Genomic DNA, 21,210 nt, shown 5'->3' on the forward strand with positions numbered 1-21,210 from the left:
GCCATGAGCCCTCAGTTGATCGCCGGTGCCGTGGCCCTCGTGGTCGTGGCCTGGCTCGCCGCGTGCGCCGAGGCGGGCATCGCCCGTGTCTCCAGCTTCCGCGCGGAGGAGGCCGCCCGCTCCGGGCGCCGCGGCAGCGCGAAGCTCGCGCAGGTCGCCGCGGACCCGACCCGCTATCTCAATGTGGCGCTGCTCGTGCGGGTGGCGTGCGAGATGGCCGCGGCGGCCCTGGTGACGTACGCGTGCCTGCAGGAGTTCGACGAGACGTGGCAGGCGCTCGCGGTCGCCATCGGCGTGATGGTCCTCGTCAGCTATGTCGCCGTGGGTGTCTCGCCGCGCACGATCGGCCGGCAGCACCCGCTGAACACGGCCACCGCCGCGGCGTACGTCCTGCTGCCGCTGGCCCGCGTCATGGGCCCGATCCCGCCCCTGCTGATCCTCATCGGCAACGCGCTCACGCCCGGCAAAGGCTTCCGGCGCGGCCCGTTCGCCTCCGAGGCCGAGCTGCGCGCGATGGTGGACCTCGCCGAGAAGGAGTCCCTCATCGAGGACGAGGAGCGGCGCATGGTCCACTCCGTCTTCGAGCTCGGGGACACGCTCGTGCGCGAAGTCATGGTGCCCCGCACCGACTTGATCGCCATCGAGCGCTTCAAGACCATCCGCCAGGCGCTCACTCTCGCGCTGCGCTCCGGCTTCTCGCGGATCCCCGTGACGGGGGAGAGCGAGGACGACGTCGTCGGCATGGTGTACCTGAAGGACCTGGCCCGCAAGACGCACATCAACCGCGACAGCGAGTCCGAGCTGGTGTCGACGGCGATGCGCCCGGCGACGTTCGTGCCCGACACCAAGAACGCCGGGGACCTGCTGCGCGAGATGCAGCAGGAGCGCAATCACGTGGCCGTCGTGATCGACGAGTACGGCGGTACGGCGGGCATCGTCACCATCGAGGACATCCTGGAGGAGATCGTCGGCGAGATCACCGACGAGTACGACCGCGAGCTGCCCCCCGTCGAGGAGCTCGCCGACGGCTGCTACCGCGTGACGGCGCGGCTCGACATCGGCGACCTGGGCGAGCTCTTCGGGTTCGACGAGTTCGACGACGAGGACGTCGAGACCGTGGGCGGTCTGCTCGCCAAGCAGCTGGGGCGCGTCCCGATCGCGGGCGCCTCGGCGGTCGTGCCGCTGCCGGACGCGCGGGAGCTGAAGCTCACCGCGGAGTCCGCGGCCGGCCGCCGCAACCGCATCATGACCGTGCTCGTGGAGCCCGTAGTGGCCGACGGCGACGAGGAGAAGGCCAGGGAGCCGGCGTGACGCCCGAACGGCTGCGCGCCTTGTGCCTGTCCTTCAACGGCGCGGTGGAGGACTTCCCGTTCACCCCGGAGACCTCGGTCTTCAAGGTGGGCGGGAAGATGTTCGCGCTCACGGCCCTCGACGGACGTCCCCTCACCGTCAACCTCAAGTGTGAGCCGGACATCGCCGACCGGCTGCGGGCCGCACATCCGGAGATCGTGCCGGGCTGGCACATGAACAAGCGCCACTGGAACACGGTCACGGTCGATGCCGGACTCGCCGACCGGCAGGTCAGGGAGCTCGTCGAGGACTCGTACGACCTGGTGGTCGCGGGGCTGCCGCGGGCGGAGCGGCTGCGTCTCGACCGCCCCTGAGCAGGCGGGGATTCAAAGGCAGGCTCCCAGGGCGTGCGCGGGCCGGGGCGCACCGCGCAGAGTGTCCCAACAGCCCCTCGCCATCGGGGTGGTGGGGCGGCAGAATGGGGAGACAGGCGGATCCTGAACGCTCCCACTCCGGGCTGCCGGCCAAGGGAACTCGGAGTGGAAACGTCGTGCGATGGCGTCCGCCGCAGCTGGTCCCGGCCGTGCGGCCGGGACCGGTTTTTCGTTTACACGTGGGGCAGGACCCACTTGTCGATGATCTCCTGGACCAGTGCCAGAAGGCTCACCCACGGGGCCGACAGAACGACCCGGTCGGTCCACGTGCGAGTGGTGCGGCGCCCGTCAGGCTTCTCGGCCATCGGGCTGTACTCCTTCCTGGTTCCACGCGAGTCGTGGATACCGCGGCGAGCCACGAACGGGTGGCGCCAGGAAGGGGGAACTGACGGTGGACGGCACTCGGTGGTGTTGGTCCGTGCCGTACCGGTTCCGATCTCAACCTCCTTGCGGCGGTGGTCAGTTGAGCAGGCTACCCTCTGCGATATCGTACCCTGGAGGATGCGACATGGGTAGTACTGTCGGGAACGTTGCTCATCGAAGGCTCGCCAAGTGCGATATAGCTATCCGGCATCTGTCGACCCCGGGCCGTCGCTCCGGTTGCGCACCCATGGGGTTCGGGGTCTCCTGACATGGCGTGAACTGTCGCCCCGAAAGGTCTCGATGAGTAAGCTGCTAGTCTGCTACGTTGCACCTCGCACCGTCCGGTCGGAGGTGAAGCCATCATGAGCGCGCCAAGTGCGGCACTTCAGCGGCTGCGGCTGCGCACCGAGCTCCGCAAGGCGCGGACCGCCGCGCGCCTCACCCAGCGGCAGGTCGCCGCGAAGATGGAGTGGAGCCCCTCCAAGCTGATCCGGATCGAGGCGGGCGAGGTCGGCGTCTCGGTCAACGACCTGCGGCCGCTCCTGGACGCGTATGGCATCCGGGACCGCCGCAAGATCGAGGAGCTGCTCGACCTCGCGCGGGGCAGCCGGAAGATGCCGTACACCGAGTACCGCGACCTGTACAGCAAGGAGTTCCTGCAGTTCCTCGCGCTCGAGTCGTCGGCGTCGATCGTCCGGGCGTACAACTCCCTTCAGCTTCCCGGCCCGTTGCAGACCGAGGAGTACGGGCGCGCGATCATGCGGGCGTACGACAAGGGGATCGCCGACGAGGTGATCGAGCGGGCCGTCGAGGTGCGGCTCTCCCGACAGGACATGCTGACATCGGGCGAGCGCGAGGTGTTCTACATCCTCGACGAGGCGGTCCTGCGCCGTCAGATCGGCGGACGCGGCGTCATGCGCGCCCAGTTGGAGCGGCTCGCGGAACTGGCGACGCTGCCGAAGTTCACCCTCCAGATCCTGCCGTTCAGTGTCGGCGGGCACCCCGGGGTCCAGGGGCCCTTCACGCTTTTCGAGTTCGAGGCGGACGAGATGCCGGACTCGCTCTACCTGGAGAACCCGCGCGGTGATTCGTACAGCACCAGCGCGCCCGAGGAGAGCGGGCGTTACCTGGAGAGGTTCTGGGAGCTCGAAGACCTCGCCATCAAGGAGCGCACCGTGGACATCCTCAAGGCTCTGGCGGTCAGGGCCGAGGAGGGGGCCGACGATCTGGAGCGGCTCCTGCCGCCCCTCGAAGCGGCCTGACGCCCCATCAGTCACGCCTGAACCGCGGGACCTTGGCGCGAAACCGGTCGTTCAGATCCGTATGACGCGCCGTTATCCTGGAAGAGGTGCTACGTGCCTCTGCACCAGCCGCGCCGGGCCGGCTGGTCTTCCGCACCCGGGGTGGAGGATCGGCGTGGCTGACACATGGGCATGGCGCAAGAGCAGTCGGAGCGGGGCCGCGGGCAACGAGTGCGTGGAGATCGCCTGGACCGGGAAGACGGTCCTGATCCGCGACTCCGCACGCACCCGGGGCGCGGTCCTCGCGGTGGGCCCGGACACCTGGGTCGCTTTCCTCTCCTCGGTCGACCGCCCCGCGGCGCGCGACATGACGTCGGCCCGCCCCTGAGGGGGCCGGGCCGACGGCACGCCGGGACGCGACGGGCTCACGCGCGCTTGCGCCCGCCGAGCCCCACCGCCACCGCGGCCGCCGTCGCGAGGACCACCGCCGCGTCGATCACGAGGACCGTCCGCGTGCCCGCCAGCAGGTCAGGACCCGTCGTCGCGAGGACACCGAGCACCGGGATGCCGATGGTGAGCCCCACCTGCTGGGTGGAGGTGACCAGGCCCGTCGCCAGGCCCTGTTCCGCGTCGGGCACGCCCGAGGTGACCGTCACGCCGTACGAGACGATCGCGCCCAGGTGGAACATGCTCGCCACCGAGACCGCGGCCGTGGCGAGCCACACCGACAAGCCGCCCTCGCCGATGCCGAGCAGCGCCGCACCCAGCAGGCCCTGCCCGACCAGCGAACCGACCAGCGTGCGCCGTGCGCCGAAGCGGCCGATGACCCGGGGCGCGTACACGCCGGCGACCACCGACAGGACGCCCTGCACGCCGAAGATCAGGCCGGTCTCGAAGGCGGAGAGGCGCAGGACCTCCTGGAAGTAGAGGGTCAGCACGAAGACGACCGTCGACATCATCGAGAACGTGACCAGGCCGCCGAGGTTGCCCCACGCCACCGTGCGGCGGCGCAGCATGGGCAGCGAGACGAGCGGCGAGGCGGCGCGCGACTCGACGTATCCGAAGGCCGCGAGCAGGAGGACGCCCGCCACCAGCGTGCCGATGACGTCCGTGCCGCCGAAGCCGCGCTCGGCCGCCGTGGAGAGGGCGTAGATCAGGGAGAGCAGACCGCCGGTGACCGTCACGGCACCCGGGATGTCCAGGCGCGGGCGGTCCGGGGTGCGCGACTCGGGGAGCAGGCCGGGCGCGAGCGGCAGCACGATCAGCGCGAAGAGGGTCAGCAGGCCCATCGTGGAGCGCCAGCCGAGGGTGTCGGTCAGGACACCGCCGAGCACCATGCCGACGGTGAAGCCGAGCGAGAGGAGGGTGCCGGAGATGCCGAGCGCCCGGTCGCGCTGCGGACCTTCGGGGAACGTGGTCGTCAGGAGCGACATGCCGGTCGGCACGATCGCCGCGGCGCCCACACCCTGCAGCGCCCGCCCGGTCAGGAACGACGCCGGGTCCCACGCGAACGTGGCGAGCAGCGAGGCCAGGCCGAAGAGGGCGAGGCCCGCGAGGAACAGCTTGCGGCGCCCGAAGAGGTCGCCGGTCCTGCCGAAGAGGAGCAGGAAGCCGCCCGACGGCAGGGCGAAGGCGGTCACGGCCCACTGCAGTGCGGAGTGGCTCATGCCGAGATCGGGGCCGAGCACGGGCAGCGCCACGTTCAGTACGGAGAAGTCCAGCGCGACCATGAACTGCGCGGCGCAGAGCACGAACAGGACGAGCTTGTCGCGGGTGGAGAGCTTGGGGTTCCGCGGTCGCGGCGCCGGTGGGGCGGCCTGGACGGACGGGGCAGTGGTGGTGTCGATCGCCATGGTCAAGAGCTTGCGCCGGCCGGAATAGCCGTGGGGAGCGGGAACTTATGCTGGTGGTCGGAACACCAGTTTGGGCTTGGGGGAGCGCCACATGGCAACAGCAGCGCCGGGCACGGCATCAGTCGCGGCATCGCACACGGGGCCGGACACCGGCGCCTCGAAGGCGCGTCGCCTCGGGGAGCTCCGGGAGTTCCTGATGAGCCGTCGCGCGCGGGTCAGCCCCGCGGAGGCCGGGCTCCCCGACGGCGGGGCCCGGCGCCGCACGCCGGGACTGCGCCGCGAGGAGGTCGCCGTGCTCGCCGGGGTCGGGGCCTCCTGGTACCAGTGGTTGGAGCAGGGACGCGACATCTCCGTGTCGCCGCAGGTCCTGGACTCGGTGGCGCGGGTACTGAAGCTGAGCAGCGCGGAGCGGCGCCATCTGTACGTCCTGTCCGGGCTCAACCCGCCCGCGCCCGAGGTCGCGCAGACCGACTGGGGCATGTGCGAGGGGCTGAACCGGCTCATCGACACGTGGATGCCGTATCCGGCGCACATCATGGACGCGTACTGGAACTGCGTCATGTACAACGACGCGGCCGCGGCCGTGCTCGGCATGCGCTCGGAGACCTCCGAGAACTGTCTGCTCACCTTCTTCACCGACGCCATCTACCGTGCCCGCGCGACGAGTTGGGAGCAGAACGCCCCGCAGGTCGTGGCGATGTACCGGGCCGCGTGCTCGGAGCACCCCGAGGACGACGGCTTCGCCGCGGTGATCGCCGAGGCGAAGGCGGTGAGTCCGGAGTTCGTGGAGCTGTGGGAGCGGCGGGACATCCTGCCGGGCGGGCAGCTCGCCAAGGAGATCGAGCACCCCGTGGTGGGCGCGCTGAATCTGGAGTCGACCCAGCTGAAGGTGCCGGCCAGGCCCGACCTCACGATCGTGCTGCACACGCCGCTGCCGGACGCCGAGGTGGACACGGCGGGGAAGCTGGCGTGGCTCGCCTCGCCCGAGGGGCGCCGGGGATCGATCTATCCGGTGGCGATGTAGCGGGGCGTGCTCCGTATGCTCGGTCCATGACTGAGAGCGCCGCGCTGGACCCCGAGGACCGCAAGATCGTCACCCTGGCCCGTTCCGCCCGGGCCCGCAACGGTGTGCCCGAGGGGGCGGCCGTGCGGGACGAGACGGGCCGCACGTACGTGGCGGGAACGGTCGCCCTCGACTCGCTTCAGCTGTCCGCGCTGCGGACGGCGGTGGCGATGGCCGTGGCGTCCGGGGCGGAGTCGTTGGAGGCGGCGGCGGTGGTCTCTGGCGAGACGGCTGTACGGGGCGAGGATCTGGCCGCGGTACGGGATCTCGGCGGGGCCGGGACGCCGGTGTTCCTCGCGGGGGCCGATGGGGAGGTCCGGGAGCGGGTGGCGGCGGGCTGAGGTTTGGCCTGCGGCGGCTTCTTCCCCGATCCCGCCCCTTCCCGAATCCCCGGCTCCGCCGGCCGGGGCTCGGTCCCCGGGGCTCCGCCCCGGACCCCGCTCCTCAATCGCCGGAGGGGCTGAAACAAGCCGGTCCGACGTTTGAGGACGAAGCTCGGTCCCCGGGGCTCCGCCCCAGACCCGGCTCCTCAAACGCCGGAGGGGCTGAAACAAGCCGGTCCGGCTGAAGCAAGCCCGTCCGGCGTTTGAGGACGAGCTCGGCGGAGCCGGTGACGTGCGGGTGGTGGCGGGCTGAAAACAAGCCCGTCCGGCGATTGAGGACGAACGCGGCGGAGCCGGTGATGGGGCGAGCCCCGTGGCGCGCCGCTCACCAGGACCGGAGGTCACACCGCGTCAGGGCCCCGTTCCCCCGTCCGTACCCGGACCACCGTCTCCACCGGGACCGCCCAGACCTTGCCGTCGCCGATCTTGCCCGTGTGCGCGGCGCGCACGATCGCGTCGATGACCGGGTCCGCGTCCCGGTCGTCGACGACCACTTCCACGCGGACCTTGGGGACCAGGTCGACCTGGTACTCCGCGCCCCGGTAGACCTCCGTGTGGCCGCGCTGGCGGCCGTATCCGCTGGCCTCGGTGACCGTCAGACCGTGTACGCCGAGTTCCTGGAGCGCCGACTTCACCTCGTCCAGACGGAACGGCTTGATGACCGCGGTGATCAGCTTCATGCGACGTGGCTCCCCTTCTTGACCGAGGCGGAGCCCACGGGACTCGCCAGGACGCCGTGATCGTAGGCGCTCTCGGCGTGCTGTGTCTGGTCCAGGCCCGTCACCTCGTCCTCGGCGGACGCCCGGAAGCCCATCAGCTTGTCGACGGCCTTCCCGATGCCGTAGGTGACGGAGAACGTGTACGCCGCCACCGCCGCGACGGCCACCGCCTGCCTGCCCAGCTGCGCCGCGCCGCCGCCGTGGAACAGGCCCTGCGCGCCGTCCGTCATCGTGGCCGTCGCGAACAGGCCGATGAGGAGGGTGCCGATCACGCCGCCCACCAGGTGCACGCCGACGACGTCGAGCGAGTCGTCGTAGCCGAGGCGGAACTTCCACCCGACCGCGTACGAGCAGACGACGCCCGCCGCGAGACCGGTCACCGCCGCGCCCGCGATGTCGACCACCCCGCACGACGGGGTGATCGCGACCAGGCCCGCGACCGCGCCGGACGCCGCGCCGAAGGTGGTGGGGTGGCCGTCGCGCCGCTGCTCCACGAGGAGCCAGCCGAGCAGACCCGTGCAGCCGGCGACCAGGGTGTTGAGGAGGGACGCCGCGGCGAGGCCGTTCGCGCCGAGGGCCGAGCCGCCGTTGAAGCCGAGCCAGCCGAACCAGAGCAGGCCCGCGCCCATCAGGACCATGGGGAGGTTGTGCGGGCGCATCGCCTCCTTCCTGAACCCGATGCGCGGGCCGAGCACCAGGCACAGGGCCAGGCCGGAGGCGCCCGACGCGATCTCCACGACCAGGCCGCCCGCGAAGTCGAGGGCGCCGAGCGAGTCCGCGATCCAGCCGCCGGGACCCCACACCCAGTGCGCCACGGGAACGTATACGGCGAGGGTCCAGACCGGCACGAAGACCAGCCAGGCCGCGAACTTGGTGCGGTCCGCGACCGCGCCGCTGATCAGCGCCGCCGTGATCACCGCGAAGGTGAGCTGGAAGGTGGTGATGAGGAGGGTCGGGACCGTGCCGGTGAGGGTGTCCGGGCCGATGCCCGCCATGCCGAGGTGGCCGACGCCGCCGATCAGGCCCGCGAAGGCGTCGTCCCCGAAGGCCAGCGAATAGCCCGCGACCAGCCACACCACGGTCACCAGGGCGATCGCCACGAAGGACATGAGCAGCATGTTCAGGACGCTCTTCGTGCGGACCATGCCGCCGTAGAACAGGGCGAGGCCCGGCGTCATCAGGAGGACGAGCGCGGTGGCCGCGAGCAGCCAGGCGGTGTCGCCCGTGTCGAGGTGGGGGGCGGCGTAGGTCGTCATGGGGGCAGAGCGTCCCGGGCGCGCGTTTCGTAACGGGCACCCGCGGGTTTCGGCCGTGTTTCGTGTCGCCGGACCGGGCGTGGGGGGCTCGCCGCGCGGGCCCGCGCGGCGTACGTCCGGGCTCCCGCGGGCCGGGCGGTGCGGCGGGGCTCCCGGGATCAGGGACAATGGGCGCCATGAGCGTTCGTACCCCGTCATCAGCCGAGCCGTCCGAGGCCGTCCACCGCGCCGGTTTCGCCTGCTTCGTCGGCCGCCCCAACGCGGGCAAGTCCACCCTTACGAACGCTCTGGTCGGCAAGAAGGTCGCGATCACCGCGAACCAGCCGCAGACCACGCGGCACACCGTGCGCGGCATCGTGCACCGGCCGGACGCCCAGATGATCCTGGTCGACACCCCCGGCCTGCACAAGCCGCGCACGCTCCTCGGCGAGCGGCTCAACGACGTCGTGCGGACGACCTGGGCCGAGGTCGACGTGATCGGCTTCTGCCTGCCCGCGAACGAGAAGCTCGGCCCCGGCGACCGCTTCATCGCCAAGGAGCTCGCCTCCATCAAGAAGACGCCGAAGATCGCGATCGTCACCAAGACCGACCTCGTCGACAGCAAGACCCTCGCCGAGCAGCTCATCGCCATCGACCAGCTCGGCGCGGAACTCGGCTTCGAGTGGGCCGAGATCGTGCCCGTGTCGGCCGTCGGCGACCAGCAGGTCGGCCTGCTCGCCGACCTCATCGTGCCGCTGCTGCCCGAGGGCCCCCCGCTCTACCCCGAGGGCGACCTCACCGACGAGCCCGAGCAGGTCATGGTCGCCGAGCTGATCCGCGAGGCGGCGCTGGAGGGCGTGCGCGACGAGCTGCCGCACTCCATCGCCGTGGTCGTCGAGGAGATGCTGCCCCGCGAGGACCGGCCCGCGGACAAGCCGCTGCTCGACATCCACGCGTTCGTCTACATCGAGCGGCCCAGCCAGAAGGGGATCATCATCGGCCCCAAGGGCAAGCGGCTGAAGGACGTCGGCATCAAGTCCCGCAAGCAGATCGAGGCGTTGCTGGGTACGCCGGTCTTCCTGGACCTTCATGTGAAGGTCGCGAAGGACTGGCAGCGGGACCCTCGCCAGCTGCGCAAGCTCGGGTTCTGAGGCGGGGCACGGGGCTCGGTCGGTCACCGGCTTCGCCGAGTTCGTCCTCAAGCGCCGGACGGGCTTTTCATTCCACCCCCCTGATCCGCGTCACGAGGACCGCCCCCGCCAGACCGATCACCGCCGCCGTCAGGTACAGCGTCCGGTAGCCGCCCAGGTACGTCACGATCGGGGCCGCCATCGCCGGGGCCGCCACCTGGGGGAGGGAGTTGGCGATGTTGATGACGCCGAGGTCCTTGCCGCGGTCCATGGCCGTGGGCAGGACGTCCGTCATCAGGGCGAAGTCGACCGACGTGAAGACGCCGAAGCCGATGCCGAGGACCGCCGCCGCGACGATCGCGCCGGGCCACGTCTGCCAGGCGGCGAGCAGTCCGGTCGCCACCGCCATCAGCGCCCCCGAGCAGATGACGAAGGGTTTGCGGCGGCCGGCCCGGTCCGACCAGGCGCCGCCGACCACGACCGTGGCGAGCATCGTCGCGCCGTTCACCGCCGTCAGGATCAGCACGCCCTCCTCCGGGTCGGCGCGGTGCAGGCGGTCGCGGAGGAAGTAGAGCAGGTAGAGCAGGACCACCGAGTTGCTGACGTTGATCAGGAAGCGGGTCAGCCAGGCCCAGCCCAGGTCCGGGTGGCGGCGCGGGCTCAGCCAGAAGCCGGCGAGGAACTCCCGCGGGTTCCACGGCGGCCGCTCGGCGGCCGTCAGGCGCAGGTCGCGATGGCGCACGACGTAGGGGACGACGCCCACCACGGTGAAGAGAGCGCAGGCCGCGTACCCCGCGACCGTGCCGCCCGCCGCCGTCGCGAGGCCCGTCCCGACGACCACACCGAGCAGCTGCGCCGCCCCGAGCCAGCCGCCCACCGAGCCGCGCTGAAGCCGCGGCACCCGGTCCGGCACGGCGGCCGTGACGGCGGCGAAGGCGGCGTTCAGGGTGAGCTGGACCAGGCACCAGCCCGCCGCCATCCACCACACGGAGCCCGCCGCGGAGAGCAGCAGCAGCGAGGCGGCGCCGCCCGCCGTGCCCGCCACGATCCAGGGGCTGCGCCGGCCCCACTTGGACGTGGTGCGGTCGGAGAGGGCACCGAAGAGCGGGTTGGCGGCGAGGGAGACGACGGCGCCCGCGCCCGTCACCCAGGCGAGCACCGTCTCCTTCGAGGTGCCCGCGGGCGCGAGGTCCTCCGCCTGCACGGCGAGCAGGATCTGCAGCGGGCCGTACCAGCCCACCCAGATCGCGCCGTTGGCGACCGACAGGCCGGCCGTCCAGCCGGGGCCGACCCGGTCGGCCGGTTCCCGCAGCGCGGTGGCGGTCACGGGCGCTGCGCCCGCAGGGCCTCGCGCAGCCAGTGGTACGAGGCCTTCGGGGTGCGTTCCTGGGTGGCGTGGTCGACGTGGACGAGGCCGAACCGCTGGCGGTAGCCCTCCGCCCACTCAAAGTTGTCGATCAGGGACCAGACGAAGTAGCCGCGCACGTCGACCCCGGCCTGCAGGGCCCGGTGGAGCGCGCGCAGATGGCCGTCCAGATAGGTGATCCGCTCCTGGTCGTCCAGGCCCTCGTAGGAGCAGCCGTTCTCGGTGATCACGAGGGGTGGCAGGCGGTCGCCGTAGCGGGTGTGGAAGGCGGTGAGCAGTTCGGTGAGGGACTCGGGGACGACGGGCCAGCCGAAGTCGGTGACCGGGTACCCCTCGATCTCCCGTGGCGAGAAGGGGAGTTCGGGCGGGAGCCGGACGCCGGAGAACTCGGCGGCGGTGCCCTCGGGGGGCGGGGCGCCCACCTTCGTCGGCTGGTAGAAGTTGATCCCGTACCAGTCGAGCGGCTCCGCGATGACCGCAAGATCGGCCGCCAGGTCGTCCGAGGGCATCAGTTCGCCGATGCCGTCCGGATAGCGGCCGATGAGGAGCGGGTCGGCGAAGAGGCGGTTGAGGAGCAGGTCGTAGAAGTCCGCGGCGTCCGTGTCCTCCCGGGCGGCGGAGGCGGGCCAGGTCGGGCCGTGCGAGTTGGCGATGCCGATGTCGCGGGCGCCGGCCGCGCGCAGCGCCCGTACGGCGAGGCCGTGGGCGAGGAGCTGGTGGTGGGCGACGGGCAGGGCGTCGAAGAGCAGCCGCTCGCCGGGGGCGTGCTGGCCCAGGGCGTGACCGAGCAGGGTGTGTTCCGCGGGTTCGTTGAGGGTGATCCACTTCGTGACGCGGTCGCCGATGCGGGCGGCCACCGATGCCGCGTACTCGGCGAACCGCTCGGCGGTCCGCCGCTCCAGCCAGCCGCCGGCCTCCTGCAGGGCCAGCGGGGTGTCCCAGTGGAAGAGGGTGGGGACGGGGCGCACGCCCGCGGTGCACAGCTCGTCGACGAGGCGGTCGTAGAAGTCGAGGCCCGCGGGGTTGAGCGGGCCCGTGCCGGTGGGCTGTACGCGCGGCCAGGAGACCGAGAAGCGGTAGGCGTCCACGCCGAGCTCACGGACGAGCGCCACGTCCTCGCGGTAGCGGTGGTAGTGGTCGCAGGCGACGGCGGCCGTCGAGCCGTCCTTCACGTTCCCCGGCACGGCCGTGAACGCGTCCCAGACCGAGGGGCCGCGCTCGTCGGCGGCGCCCTCGATCTGGTGGGCCGATGTGGAGACGCCCCACAGGAAGCCGTGGGGGAACTGGGGGAACGGTGATCTCGCCGGTGTCGGCGCGCTCGCTGCCATGGGCGGGATCCTCCGTACCGTCAAGTACGGAAGTCAATGGGCGTGCGAGAGAAAGGTGAACAAGGCTCAGGTTTACGAGTCCTCCGGGCGGGGCCGCCGTCCCGCTACGCGCCCTCCTTCAGTACCCGCGAGATCAGTTTCCGCTGCGGCTCCGTCAGCCGCGGGTCCGAGCAGTACACGGTCCGCCCGTCCACCGTCAGCTGGTAGTTGAAGCCGTCGGGCACCCCGATGGGCGGGGCGTCCCGTCCCTCGGCCAGGGCCTGTTCGGCCAGGGCCTGCCATTGCGGGGCATCGGCCAGCTGCGAGGTGTCCACCTCGGCATGCCGGTCGATGCCCGCGAATCCTCCGGTCCGCTTCACCTGGATACGCATGGGTCCTGTCTACTGCACCGGATGGGCGGCCGGTAGCGCGGTGTCAGCCGTCGGTGGCCGGCACCTTCACCGTGGACCACGCGTCGATGACGGCCTTCAGCTCGTCGCCGTCGCCGTACTTGGTGCGCGCGGCGGCCACCGTCAGCTTCGCGAAGTCGCTGAAGGAGGCGTCCTGCGCCAGCTCTCCGCCGGTCAGGACGGCGTACCAGATCTCGCCGGCCCGCTCCCACGAGTGCCCGCCCAGCGCGTCGGCGACCAGGTAGAACGCGCGGTTGGGGATGCCGGAGTTGATGTGCACGCCGCCGTTGTCGCGGCCCGTCCTGACGAAGTGGTCCATGTCGGCGGGCTGCGGGTCCTTGCCGAGCACGTCGTCGTCGTAGGCGGTGCCGGGCTCCTTCATGGAGCGCAGCGCCTTGCCGGTGACGCGCGGGGCGAGCAGGCCAGCGCCGATCAGCCAGTCGGCGTCGGTGGAGGTCTGGCCGAGCGTGTACTGCTTGATCATCGAGCCGAAGACGTCCGACAGCGACTCGTTCAGGGCGCCCGGCTGGCCGAAGTAGGTGAGGTTCGCCGTGTACTGCGTGACGCCGTGGGTGAGCTCGTGGCCGATGACGTCCACGGGAATGGTGAAGTCGAGGAAGATCTCGCCGTCACCGTCGCCGAACACCATCTGCTCGCCGTTCCAGAAGGCGTTGTTGTACTCCTCGGAGTAGTGCACGGTCGCGGTCAGCGGCAGGCCGCTGCCGTCGATGGAGTTGCGCTCGTACGCCTTCTGGTAGAGCTCGAAGGTCGCGCCGAGGCCCGCGTACGCGCGGTTGACGGTCGCGTCCTTGCCGGGCTTGTCGCCCTCGCTGCGGACCTTGCGGCCCGGGAGCTCCGTGCGGTGCTTGGCGTCGTGGATCGTGCGGTGCGGCTTGCCCTCCGCGGCCTCCTTGGGCACGGCGACGGACGGGGCGCCGACGACGGTGGTCAGGCGGCGCTGGGTGCGCTCGAACGCGTCGCGCTGCAGGGTGCGGCGGGCGGGCGCGGCGAGCGCGGGGTCCTGGCTCTGGGCGAGGGTGTCCAGGACGTGGGGCGGCACGATGGTGCAGAAGACAGGCTCGAAGCCTGCTGGGTTCGCGGTCATGGCGTGCAATGTGGCACTGGGTCATGCCGCTGTCACTACCCGCAACCGTTATTAGTGAAATAGAGGTATTGATCACGCCATACCCGTTACCTGATGGCGATCCCGCATACTGATACGGGCCCGCGCGTCACGGGCGTCTCGGCTAGGCTGCGGCACATCATGCGATTCGGGCTGCTCCTTCTTAGCTGCCGCGGCGAGGGCCTGTAGACGAGGCCGACCCCCTCCCCGCGGAGTTCGGTGTTGCGCTAAGACCGTCGGCCGTCCCTTCGCCGGAGAGCCAGTTCCGGCGAGGATCCAGCGGACACCCTCCCGAGGAGCCCACGCACCATGCCGAACTTCCAGCGCCCCACTTCCATGCCGGTCCACAAGTACGGCCAGTACGAGCAGGTCGCGATCCCCGACCGCACCTGGCCGGACAACCGGATCACGGTCGCCCCCCGCTGGCTCTCCACCGACCTGCGCGACGGCAACCAGGCGCTGATCGACCCGATGTCCCCGGCCCGCAAGCGCGCGATGTTCGACCTGCTCGTACGCATGGGCTACAAGGAGATCGAGGTCGGCTTCCCCTCATCGGGCCAGACCGACTTCGACTTCGTGCGCTCGATCATCGAGGACGAGGACGCGATCCCCGATGACGTGACGATCTCCGTCCTGACCCAGGCCCGCGAGGAGCTCATCGAGCGCACAGTGGAGTCCCTGAAGGGCGCCCGCCGGGCCACCGTCCACCTGTACAACGCGACCGCCCCCGTCTGGCGCGACGTCGTCTTCCGCGGCTCGCGCGACGCCGTGAAGCAGATCGCCGTCGACGGCACGCGCCTGGTCGTGGAGTACGCCGAGAAGCTGCTCGACGACCGGACCACCTTCGGCTACCAGTACAGCCCGGAGATCTTCACCGACACCGAGCTGGACTTCGCGCTGGAGGTCTGCGAGGGCGTCATGGACGTCTGGCAGCCCGACGCCGAGCGCGAGATCATCCTCAACCTGCCCGCCACGGTGGAGCGTTCGACGCCCTCGACCCACGCGGACCGCTTCGAGTGGATGTCCCGCAACCTGTCCCGGCGCGAGTTCGTCTGCCTCTCCATCCACCCGCACAACGACCGCGGCACCGCCGTCGCCGCCGCCGAGCTGGCCGTCATGGCCGGTGGCGACCGCGTCGAGGGCTGCCTGTTCGGCCAGGGCGAGCGGACCGGCAACGTCGACCTGGTCACCCTGGGCATGAACCTGTTCAGCCAGGGCGTCGACCCGCAGATCGACTTCTCGGACATCGACGAGGTCCGCCGCGTGTACGAGTACTGCACGCAGATGGAGGTCCACCCCCGCCACCCGTACGCGGGCGACCTGGTCTACACCGCCTTCTCCGGCTCCCACCAGGACGCCATCAAGAAGGGCTTCGACGCGCTGGAGTCCCGGGCCGCCGCCGCGGGCAAGACCGTCGACGACGTCGAGTGGGCCGTGCCGTACCTGCCCATCGACCCCAAGGACGTCGGCCGCTCCTACGAGGCCGTCATCCGCGTCAACTCGCAGTCCGGCAAGGGCGGCATCGCCTACGTCCTGCAGAACGACCACAAGCTGGACCTGCCGCGCCGCATGCAGATCGAGTTCTCGAAGATCATCCAGCAGAAGACCGACGCCGAGGGCGGCGAGGTCACGCCCGGCGCGATCTGGAGCGTCTTCCAGGACGAGTACCTGCCCAACCCCGAGAACCCCTGGGGTCGGATTCAGGTCAAGAACGGCCAGACGACGACCGACACCGACGGCGTCGACACCCTCACCGTCGAGGCCACCCTGGACGGTGCGGACACCGTCCTGACCGGTACGGGCAACGGCCCGATCTCCGCGTTCTTCGACGCGCTGCAGGGCATCGGCATCGACGTACGGCTGCTCGACTACCAGGAGCACACGATGAGCGAGGGCGCGTCCGCGCAGGCCGCCTCGTACATCGAGTGCGCGATCGGCGACAAGGTGCTCTGGGGCATCGGCATCGACGCGAACACCACGCGCGCCTCCCTGAAGGCCGCCGTCTCCGCGGTCAACCGCGCGGCGCGCTAGTCCACCGAACGGTTCCGACCGGCCCCGTCCGCCGTTCCGGCGGGCGGGGCCGCGTCGTCTCCCGGCCAGATCGGGCTCGCTCTCCCGTGCGAGGTGCTGACGTCGCATCACCGATGTGGCTAACATCACGCCAACACGGCAATGCAGCCGGGGAGTTACGGAGGTGCGTGGTGCTGCCAGCTCGGGGACGGAACGGCCAAAATACCCGCATCCCCGCCAAGCCGGTCTCGCGCGGGCGAGCGCTGTGCAGACGCGTGATCGGCATGCACACCGCCTGGAACACGGTCGGTGACGGCGAGTTCTTCTGTCCGGCCTGCGGCGGCGACCGCAACTACCAGCGGCTCACCGGACGGCGCCGCTTCGTCCTGCTCGGCCTGCCCGTCGTGCCGCGTGGCTCCCGGGGCCCGGTCATCCAGTGCGCCGCCTGCCAGGACCTGTTCGACCCCGACGTCCTCGACCACCCCACCACCACCCGGCTCTCCGCGATGCTCCGCGACGCCGTGCACACCATCGTCCTCACGGTCCTCACCACCGGCGGCACCGCTTCGCGCACCACTCTGGACACGGCCGTCGCCGCGCTGCACGGCGCGGGGTACGACGACTGCACCGAGGAACAGCTCGTCGCCCTCGTCGAGGCGCTCGCCACGGACGCCGGGCGTGCCACCGAGCCCGACTGCGCCCCCGGCCTCGCCATCGAACTCCACGAGGCACTCGGCCCGCTGGCCCCGCACCTCGCCCCCGCGGGCCGCGAGGCCCTGCTCCTCAAGGGCGCCCGCATCGCCCTCGCCGACGGCCCCTACACGACCGCCGAGCGGGACGTGCTCACCACAGCGGGCTGCGCGCTGACGATCTGCTCGGAGGACGTGACCCGCCTCCTCGCGACGGCGCGGACGCCTTCCTGAGGTGTGCCCTCCTGAGGTACTGGCTTCCTGGGTACTGCGGCAGGAGTAATTTCCGGCCATCGGCCTCCCCGGCCGTAGCCCCCGACTCGCCCCCGGGACCGACGTACCGTCCTCTCCCGGAGGGGCGCCCGCGTGCCGGAAGATGGAGTGGTGGAATTACCTGTCGCGGTCCGGAGCACGGCCTCGGGCGCCGCCGCCCGCCGCAACCTCGTCGAGCGCGTCCTCGGCCCGGCGGCCCCCGACGAACGGCTGCGCACCGACGCCCTGTTCGCCGTGGCGATGGCCACGAGCTCCGTCGTGGTCGTGCAGGTCGTACGGGACAACGGCGACCCGCCCGGCGTGCTCGGCTGGGCGCTGCTGCTCGCCGCGCACGTCGTCATCGTCTGGCGGCGCCGCGCGCCCATGCGCGTCATGACCACCCTGATGGTCATCCTGCTGACCTACCACTCCCTGGACGCCAACCACACCGCCCCCATGGCGGTCTCGATGGCCGCGCTGTTCACCGTGGCCTCCCGGTGCCGGCCCCGGAACACCGTCCTCGTCGGCGCCGGGGTCATGGGCATCATGCTGGGCCTGAAGTTCCACGAGGGGATGGCACAGGGCGCCGAGTCGCTGCGCATCTCCGGCTGGATCGTGGCCTTCCTGCTGATCGGCGTGTACGTACGCATCCACCGGCAGTACGTCACGTCCGTGGTGGAGCGGGCCGAGCGCGCCGAGCGCACCCGCGAGGAGGAGGCGCGCCGCCGCGTCGCCGAGGAGCGGCTGCGGGTCGCCCGCGACCTGCACGACCTGCTCGCGCACAGCATCACCCTGGTGGGCGTCCAGACGTCCGTCGCCGCGCACGTCCTGACCGCCGACCCGGACCGGCTCGACCGCGCGGCCGTCGCCAAGGCGCTGGACGACGTCGCCGAGACCTGCCGCAGCGCCCGCGGTGAACTCCGCGCCACCCTGCAGGTGCTGAGGTCCGGCACGGAGGACGAGGCCAGGGGGCCGCTGCCCGGCCTCGACGGTCTGCCCGACCTCGCCGACGCGGCCCGCAAGGCCGGCGCCCGGGTGGAGCTCACGGTCGCGGAGTGCGAGGCGCCCGCCGCCGTGGGCGCGGCGGCCTACCGCATCGTGCAGGAGGCGCTCACCAACGTCGTGCGGCATGCGGGCCCCGGCATCACCGTGCGGGTGTCGGTCGGCACGGCGGACGCGGCGCTGTGTGTGCGGGTGGTCGACGACGGGACCGGCGGCGCCCCTCAAGAGGCCGACCACGCACCGGGGTTCGGCCTTCTCGGGATGCGGGAGCGGGCCCGTACGGTCGGCGGCACCCTGGATGCGGGGCCGCGGCCCGAGGGGGGTTTCATGGTGTCGGCGGTGCTGCCCCTCGCGCCCCTGTCCCTGGGAGGTCTGTCATGACGGTGCACGCTCCGGAAGGGCTGTTCGCGAGACCGGCCGTGAGGGCCCGTCGTCCGGGAGGGCCGCGATGACCGTCCGGGTGCTGCTCGCCGACGACCAGACGCTGGTCCGTGCGGCGTTCGCCATGCTCGTCGACTCGGCGCCCGACATGGAGGTCGTGGGGCAGGCGGGCACGGGGCGCTCCGCGGTCGAGCTGGCCCGCACCGCGCGCGCGGACCTCGTCGTGATGGACATCCGCATGCCCGACCTCGACGGCATCGAGGCGACGCGGCTGCTCGCGGCGGACGAGGACCTGGCGGGCGTGAAGGTCCTGATGCTGACGACGTACGACACGGACGAGCACGTCCTCGACGCGCTGCGGGCGGGCGCGTCCGGCTTTCTGATCAAGGACACCAGGCCCGCCGAACTCCTCGACGCCATCCGTACGGTGGCCGCCGGTGACGCGCTTCTCTCGCCCGGTCCCACGGCCCGTCTCATCGCCCGGGTGCTGCGGGCACCGGACGCCGGGCTGCCCGTCACGGGCGGCCCGGCGGGGCTTTCGGAGCGGGAGCGGCAGGTCCTGCGGCTCGTCGCGCGGGGTCTGAACAACCAGGAGATCGCCGACACGCTCGGGCTGAGTCCGCTGACCGCGAAGACCCACGTGAGCCGCATCATGGGCAAGCTGAGCGCCCGGGACCGGGCCCAACTCGTCATCATGGCCTACGAGTCGGGGCTCGTCGCTCCGGGTTCGGTGGCGGCGCCCTGAGCGGGCCGGGACGTGAGAGCCTGTCTTTGAACCCCCGTCGTCTGCGCGAAGCGCGGGCGCAGCGGCGGATTGGGGCCTCCCCTGCTCGAGCGGAGCCGAGAGCTTGGGGAAGCGTGCGATCGGTGTGCGGAGCCCCAGGTCATGTGGCGGAGCCACCTGTCCTGGGGCTTCGTGCGCCGAGCGTGCGTGCCGGGCGTCGGGGCGCAGGCGGGGGTTCAAAGACAGGCTCTGAGGGGCGCTCGGGTCAGAGCAGGCCCGCCGCCGCCAGGTGTCCGCCCACCCGCTCCGTCTCCGCGGGGGACAGCGGGATCTGGGGCTCCGCCGTGGCGGGGCAGGCGATCACCCCGCGCAGGTGCAGCGCCGCCTTGAACGCGCCGAGCGCCGAGGAACTCCCGCCCATCCGGGCGGGGTCCCCGGCTGTGACCATCCCGAACAGGCCGCACAGCCGCTCCTGTTCGGACCGCGCCCCCGCCCGGTCCCCCGCCAGGCAGGCGCGGTAGAGACGGGCGTACCCCTCGGGGTCCACGTTTGCCAGGCCCGGCACGATGCCGTCCGCGCCCATCGCGAGTGCCGAGTCGGCTGTCACCTCGGACCCCGAGAGCACGCTGAACCCCGCGAGCCCCGGCGCCGACCGCTTGCCGAGGACGACGCCCCGGAAGGCGCCCTCGTCGCCGCTGGAGTCCTTCAGGCCCGCGAGCACGCCCTCCTCGGCCAGGCGGAGGATCAGCTCCGCGCCCAGCTTGCTGTGCACCGACGCCGGAATGTCGTACGCGAGGACCGGCACCGGGCAGTCCCGCGCGATCAGCCGGAAGTGGCGGTCCACCTCGGCCGGATGGGTCCGCGTGTAGAAGGGCGCGGTGACCACGGCCGCGTCCACGCCCGCACCGGCGAGGGCGTGCACGTGGTCCAGGACGCGGGGCGTGGTCATGTCGATGGCCCCGGCCAGGACGGGCAGTTGACCGGCCACGTGACGGACGACCGTGTCGACGACGACGGCGCGCTGCCGGTCCGTCAGGTAGGCGGTCTCGGAGGTCGAGCCGAGTACGAAGAGGCCGTCGACGCCGCCCGCGACCAGATGGTCGACGAGCCTGACGAGCGAGGGCGTGTCCACCTCGCGGTCCGGCGTCAGCGGGGTGCAGACGGGCGGGACGACACCGGTCAGCGGGGCGGGTACGGGCATGGCTGCTCCCTGGGGGTGGGGGCCGTGGCGGCGGCCTGGGTGACGAGGTCGTGGGTCGACTCTCCCTCGTCCACGGGGTGAAAGCAGCGGAACAGGTGCCCCGCGCCCGCGGGCCGGGCCTCCGGCATGGCGGTGGCGCACACCTCGTCCGCCTTCCAGCAGCGGGTGCGGAACGGGCAGCCGCTCGGCGGCCGGGTCGCCGACGGCACGGGACCGGCCAGCGGGATCGGGTCGATGGGGTCGAGCAGGCCGGGCGTGGCGGAGAACAGGGCGCGGGTGTACGGGTGGCGGGCGCGGTCCAGGATCTCCCGGGCCGGTGCCTCCTCGACGATCCGGCCGAGGTACATCGTGACGACGCGGTCGCTCATCCTGCGTACGGTCTGGATGTCGTGGGAGACGAACACCAGGGCGAGGCCCAGGCGTTCCTTCAGGTCGAGCAGGAGGTTGAGGATCTGGGCGCGCACCGACACGTCGAGGGCGCTCGTCGGCTCGTCGGCGACGATCAGGTCCGGTTCGAGCGCGAGGGCGCGGGCGATGGCGACGCGCTGGCGCTGCCCGCCGGAGAGCTGCCCCGGCAACCCGTCGGCCAGGGCCTTCGGCAGGCCGACCAGTGACATCAACTCCCTTACGCGTGCTTCGCGTTGTGCCGGGGTGCCGCGGCGGTGCACGTCCAGGGGGTCCCGCAGTATCCGGCTGACCGGAAGCCTGCGGTTCAGGGCGGTCGAGGGGTCCTGGAAGATCATTCCGGTGTGGGTGCCGATGGAGGTCCGGCGCTCGGCGGGCTTCATCGCCCACAGGTCGCGGGCGCGGAACGAGACGGTGCCGCCGGTGGGGCGCTGGGCGCCCACGAGGACCTTCGCCAGGGTGGACTTGCCGCAGCCCGACTCGCCGACGATGCCGACGGTTTCGCCGGGGGCGACCTTGAGGGTGGCGTCGGTGAGGGCGTACACGTGGTCCCGGGAGAAGAGGCCTCCCGAGCGGGCCCTGTGTACTACGTGCACCTCGTCCAACTGCACGATGGGCGTGGTCATTTC

General features: G+C 71.7%; 21 protein-coding genes. 11 read left to right on the forward strand and 10 right to left on the reverse strand.

The features are described from left to right. The first annotated feature begins 3 nt into the window (after positions 1-3). The gene (locus ACFVYL_RS10830; RefSeq protein ID WP_389714489.1) at positions 4-1,311 is read left to right on the forward strand and encodes a hemolysin family protein; all 1,308 of its coding nucleotides are present in this window, start codon (positions 4-6) and stop codon (positions 1,309-1,311) included. Next, positions 1,308-1,664: an MmcQ/YjbR family DNA-binding protein gene (locus tag ACFVYL_RS10835; protein ID WP_389714491.1), complete on the forward strand. Its 357-nt coding sequence runs from the start codon at positions 1,308-1,310 to the stop codon at positions 1,662-1,664. The genes ACFVYL_RS10830 and ACFVYL_RS10835 overlap by 4 nt, the downstream gene beginning before the upstream one ends. Positions 1,665-1,897: 233 nt before the next feature. Here ACFVYL_RS10835 and ACFVYL_RS10840 read toward each other — a convergent pair whose 3' ends face one another. Beyond that, complete coding sequence (locus ACFVYL_RS10840) at positions 1,898-2,029, reverse strand: hypothetical protein (RefSeq protein WP_389714492.1); 132 nt, start codon at positions 2,027-2,029, stop codon at positions 1,898-1,900. Positions 2,030-2,449: 420 nt separating this feature from the next. Between ACFVYL_RS10840 and ACFVYL_RS10845 the strand changes: the two genes are divergently transcribed. Then, on the forward strand, positions 2,450-3,349 hold the full coding sequence (locus ACFVYL_RS10845) for a helix-turn-helix domain-containing protein (protein ID WP_389714493.1): 900 nt from the start codon (positions 2,450-2,452) through the stop codon (positions 3,347-3,349). Positions 3,350-3,503: 154 nt separating this feature from the next. After that, positions 3,504-3,716, forward strand: coding sequence for a DUF397 domain-containing protein (locus ACFVYL_RS10850; RefSeq protein WP_389714494.1), 213 nt, complete (start codon positions 3,504-3,506; stop codon positions 3,714-3,716). Between the two features lie 37 nt (positions 3,717-3,753). Here the strand turns inward: ACFVYL_RS10850 and ACFVYL_RS10855 are convergent, their stop codons facing one another. Beyond that, positions 3,754-5,181 carry an MFS transporter gene (locus ACFVYL_RS10855; protein WP_389714495.1) on the reverse strand — a complete coding sequence of 476 codons (1,428 nt, stop codon included), beginning with the start codon at positions 5,179-5,181 and terminating at the stop codon, positions 3,754-3,756. 196 nt (positions 5,182-5,377) lie between these two features. On the opposite strand from ACFVYL_RS10855, the gene ACFVYL_RS10860 reads away from it, so the two are divergent. Next, complete coding sequence (locus ACFVYL_RS10860; protein ID WP_389714698.1) at positions 5,378-6,205, forward strand: helix-turn-helix transcriptional regulator; 828 nt, start codon at positions 5,378-5,380, stop codon at positions 6,203-6,205. 26 nt (positions 6,206-6,231) lie between these two features. Beyond that, a complete protein-coding gene (locus ACFVYL_RS10865; RefSeq protein WP_389714496.1) occupies positions 6,232-6,585 on the forward strand; it encodes a cytidine deaminase in 354 nt (117 codons plus the stop codon). Positions 6,586-6,968: 383 nt separating this feature from the next. On the opposite strand, the gene ACFVYL_RS10870 is transcribed toward ACFVYL_RS10865, so the two are convergent. Together ACFVYL_RS10870 and ACFVYL_RS10875 are read right to left on the reverse strand one after the other, a co-directional pair. After that, positions 6,969-7,307 carry a P-II family nitrogen regulator gene (locus ACFVYL_RS10870; RefSeq protein WP_389714498.1) on the reverse strand — a complete coding sequence of 113 codons (339 nt, stop codon included), beginning with the start codon at positions 7,305-7,307 and terminating at the stop codon, positions 6,969-6,971. After that, entirely contained in the window at positions 7,304-8,602 is a 1,299-nt protein-coding gene (locus ACFVYL_RS10875) for an ammonium transporter (RefSeq protein ID WP_389714499.1), read from the reverse strand. The genes ACFVYL_RS10870 and ACFVYL_RS10875 overlap by 4 nt, the downstream gene beginning before the upstream one ends. Before the next feature lie 167 nt (positions 8,603-8,769). On the opposite strand from ACFVYL_RS10875, the gene era reads away from it, so the two are divergent. After that, on the forward strand, positions 8,770-9,732 hold the full coding sequence (gene era / locus ACFVYL_RS10880) for a GTPase Era (RefSeq protein WP_389714500.1): 963 nt from the start codon (positions 8,770-8,772) through the stop codon (positions 9,730-9,732). 67 nt (positions 9,733-9,799) lie between these two features. On the opposite strand, the gene ACFVYL_RS10885 is transcribed toward era, so the two are convergent. From ACFVYL_RS10885 to ACFVYL_RS10900, 4 genes are all read right to left on the reverse strand, one after another. Then, positions 9,800-11,038 carry an MFS transporter gene (locus ACFVYL_RS10885; RefSeq protein ID WP_389714501.1) on the reverse strand — a complete coding sequence of 413 codons (1,239 nt, stop codon included), beginning with the start codon at positions 11,036-11,038 and terminating at the stop codon, positions 9,800-9,802. After that, positions 11,035-12,405, reverse strand: coding sequence for a GH1 family beta-glucosidase (locus ACFVYL_RS10890; protein WP_389714502.1), 1,371 nt, complete (start codon positions 12,403-12,405; stop codon positions 11,035-11,037). Before ACFVYL_RS10890 ends, ACFVYL_RS10885 begins: the two co-directional genes overlap by 4 nt. A 104-nt stretch (positions 12,406-12,509) precedes the next feature. Next, the gene (locus ACFVYL_RS10895; protein ID WP_389714504.1) at positions 12,510-12,776 is read right to left on the reverse strand and encodes a protealysin inhibitor emfourin; all 267 of its coding nucleotides are present in this window, start codon (positions 12,774-12,776) and stop codon (positions 12,510-12,512) included. Between the two features lie 43 nt (positions 12,777-12,819). Beyond that, positions 12,820-13,899: a M4 family metallopeptidase gene (locus ACFVYL_RS10900; RefSeq protein WP_389714506.1), complete on the reverse strand. Its 1,080-nt coding sequence runs from the start codon at positions 13,897-13,899 to the stop codon at positions 12,820-12,822. 327 nt (positions 13,900-14,226) lie between these two features. Here ACFVYL_RS10900 and leuA point away from each other — a divergent pair, with 327 nt between their 5' ends. From leuA to ACFVYL_RS10920, 4 genes are all read left to right on the forward strand, one after another. Beyond that, complete coding sequence (gene leuA / locus ACFVYL_RS10905; protein WP_389714508.1) at positions 14,227-15,948, forward strand: 2-isopropylmalate synthase; 1,722 nt, start codon at positions 14,227-14,229, stop codon at positions 15,946-15,948. A gap of 170 nt (positions 15,949-16,118) precedes the next feature. Next, positions 16,119-16,850: a TerB family tellurite resistance protein gene (locus tag ACFVYL_RS10910; protein WP_389714700.1), complete on the forward strand. Its 732-nt coding sequence runs from the start codon at positions 16,119-16,121 to the stop codon at positions 16,848-16,850. 150 nt (positions 16,851-17,000) lie between these two features. Continuing rightward, the gene (locus tag ACFVYL_RS10915; protein WP_389714509.1) at positions 17,001-18,251 is read left to right on the forward strand and encodes a sensor histidine kinase; all 1,251 of its coding nucleotides are present in this window, start codon (positions 17,001-17,003) and stop codon (positions 18,249-18,251) included. A 67-nt stretch (positions 18,252-18,318) separates the two neighbouring features. Beyond that, positions 18,319-18,996: a response regulator gene (locus ACFVYL_RS10920; protein WP_389714511.1), complete on the forward strand. Its 678-nt coding sequence runs from the start codon at positions 18,319-18,321 to the stop codon at positions 18,994-18,996. 244 nt (positions 18,997-19,240) lie between these two features. On the opposite strand, the gene ACFVYL_RS10925 is transcribed toward ACFVYL_RS10920, so the two are convergent. Together ACFVYL_RS10925 and ACFVYL_RS10930 are read right to left on the reverse strand one after the other, a co-directional pair. Continuing rightward, complete coding sequence (locus tag ACFVYL_RS10925; protein WP_389714513.1) at positions 19,241-20,176, reverse strand: dihydrodipicolinate synthase family protein; 936 nt, start codon at positions 20,174-20,176, stop codon at positions 19,241-19,243. Next, positions 20,155-21,207: an oligopeptide/dipeptide ABC transporter ATP-binding protein gene (locus tag ACFVYL_RS10930; RefSeq protein ID WP_389714514.1), complete on the reverse strand. Its 1,053-nt coding sequence runs from the start codon at positions 21,205-21,207 to the stop codon at positions 20,155-20,157. Before ACFVYL_RS10930 ends, ACFVYL_RS10925 begins: the two co-directional genes overlap by 22 nt. Positions 21,208-21,210 lie beyond the last annotated feature (3 nt).

It is taken from the genome of Streptomyces sp. NPDC058308 (genome assembly GCF_042880275.1).
In the GTDB taxonomy this organism is placed as follows: Bacteria; Actinomycetota; Actinomycetes; order Streptomycetales; family Streptomycetaceae; genus Streptomyces.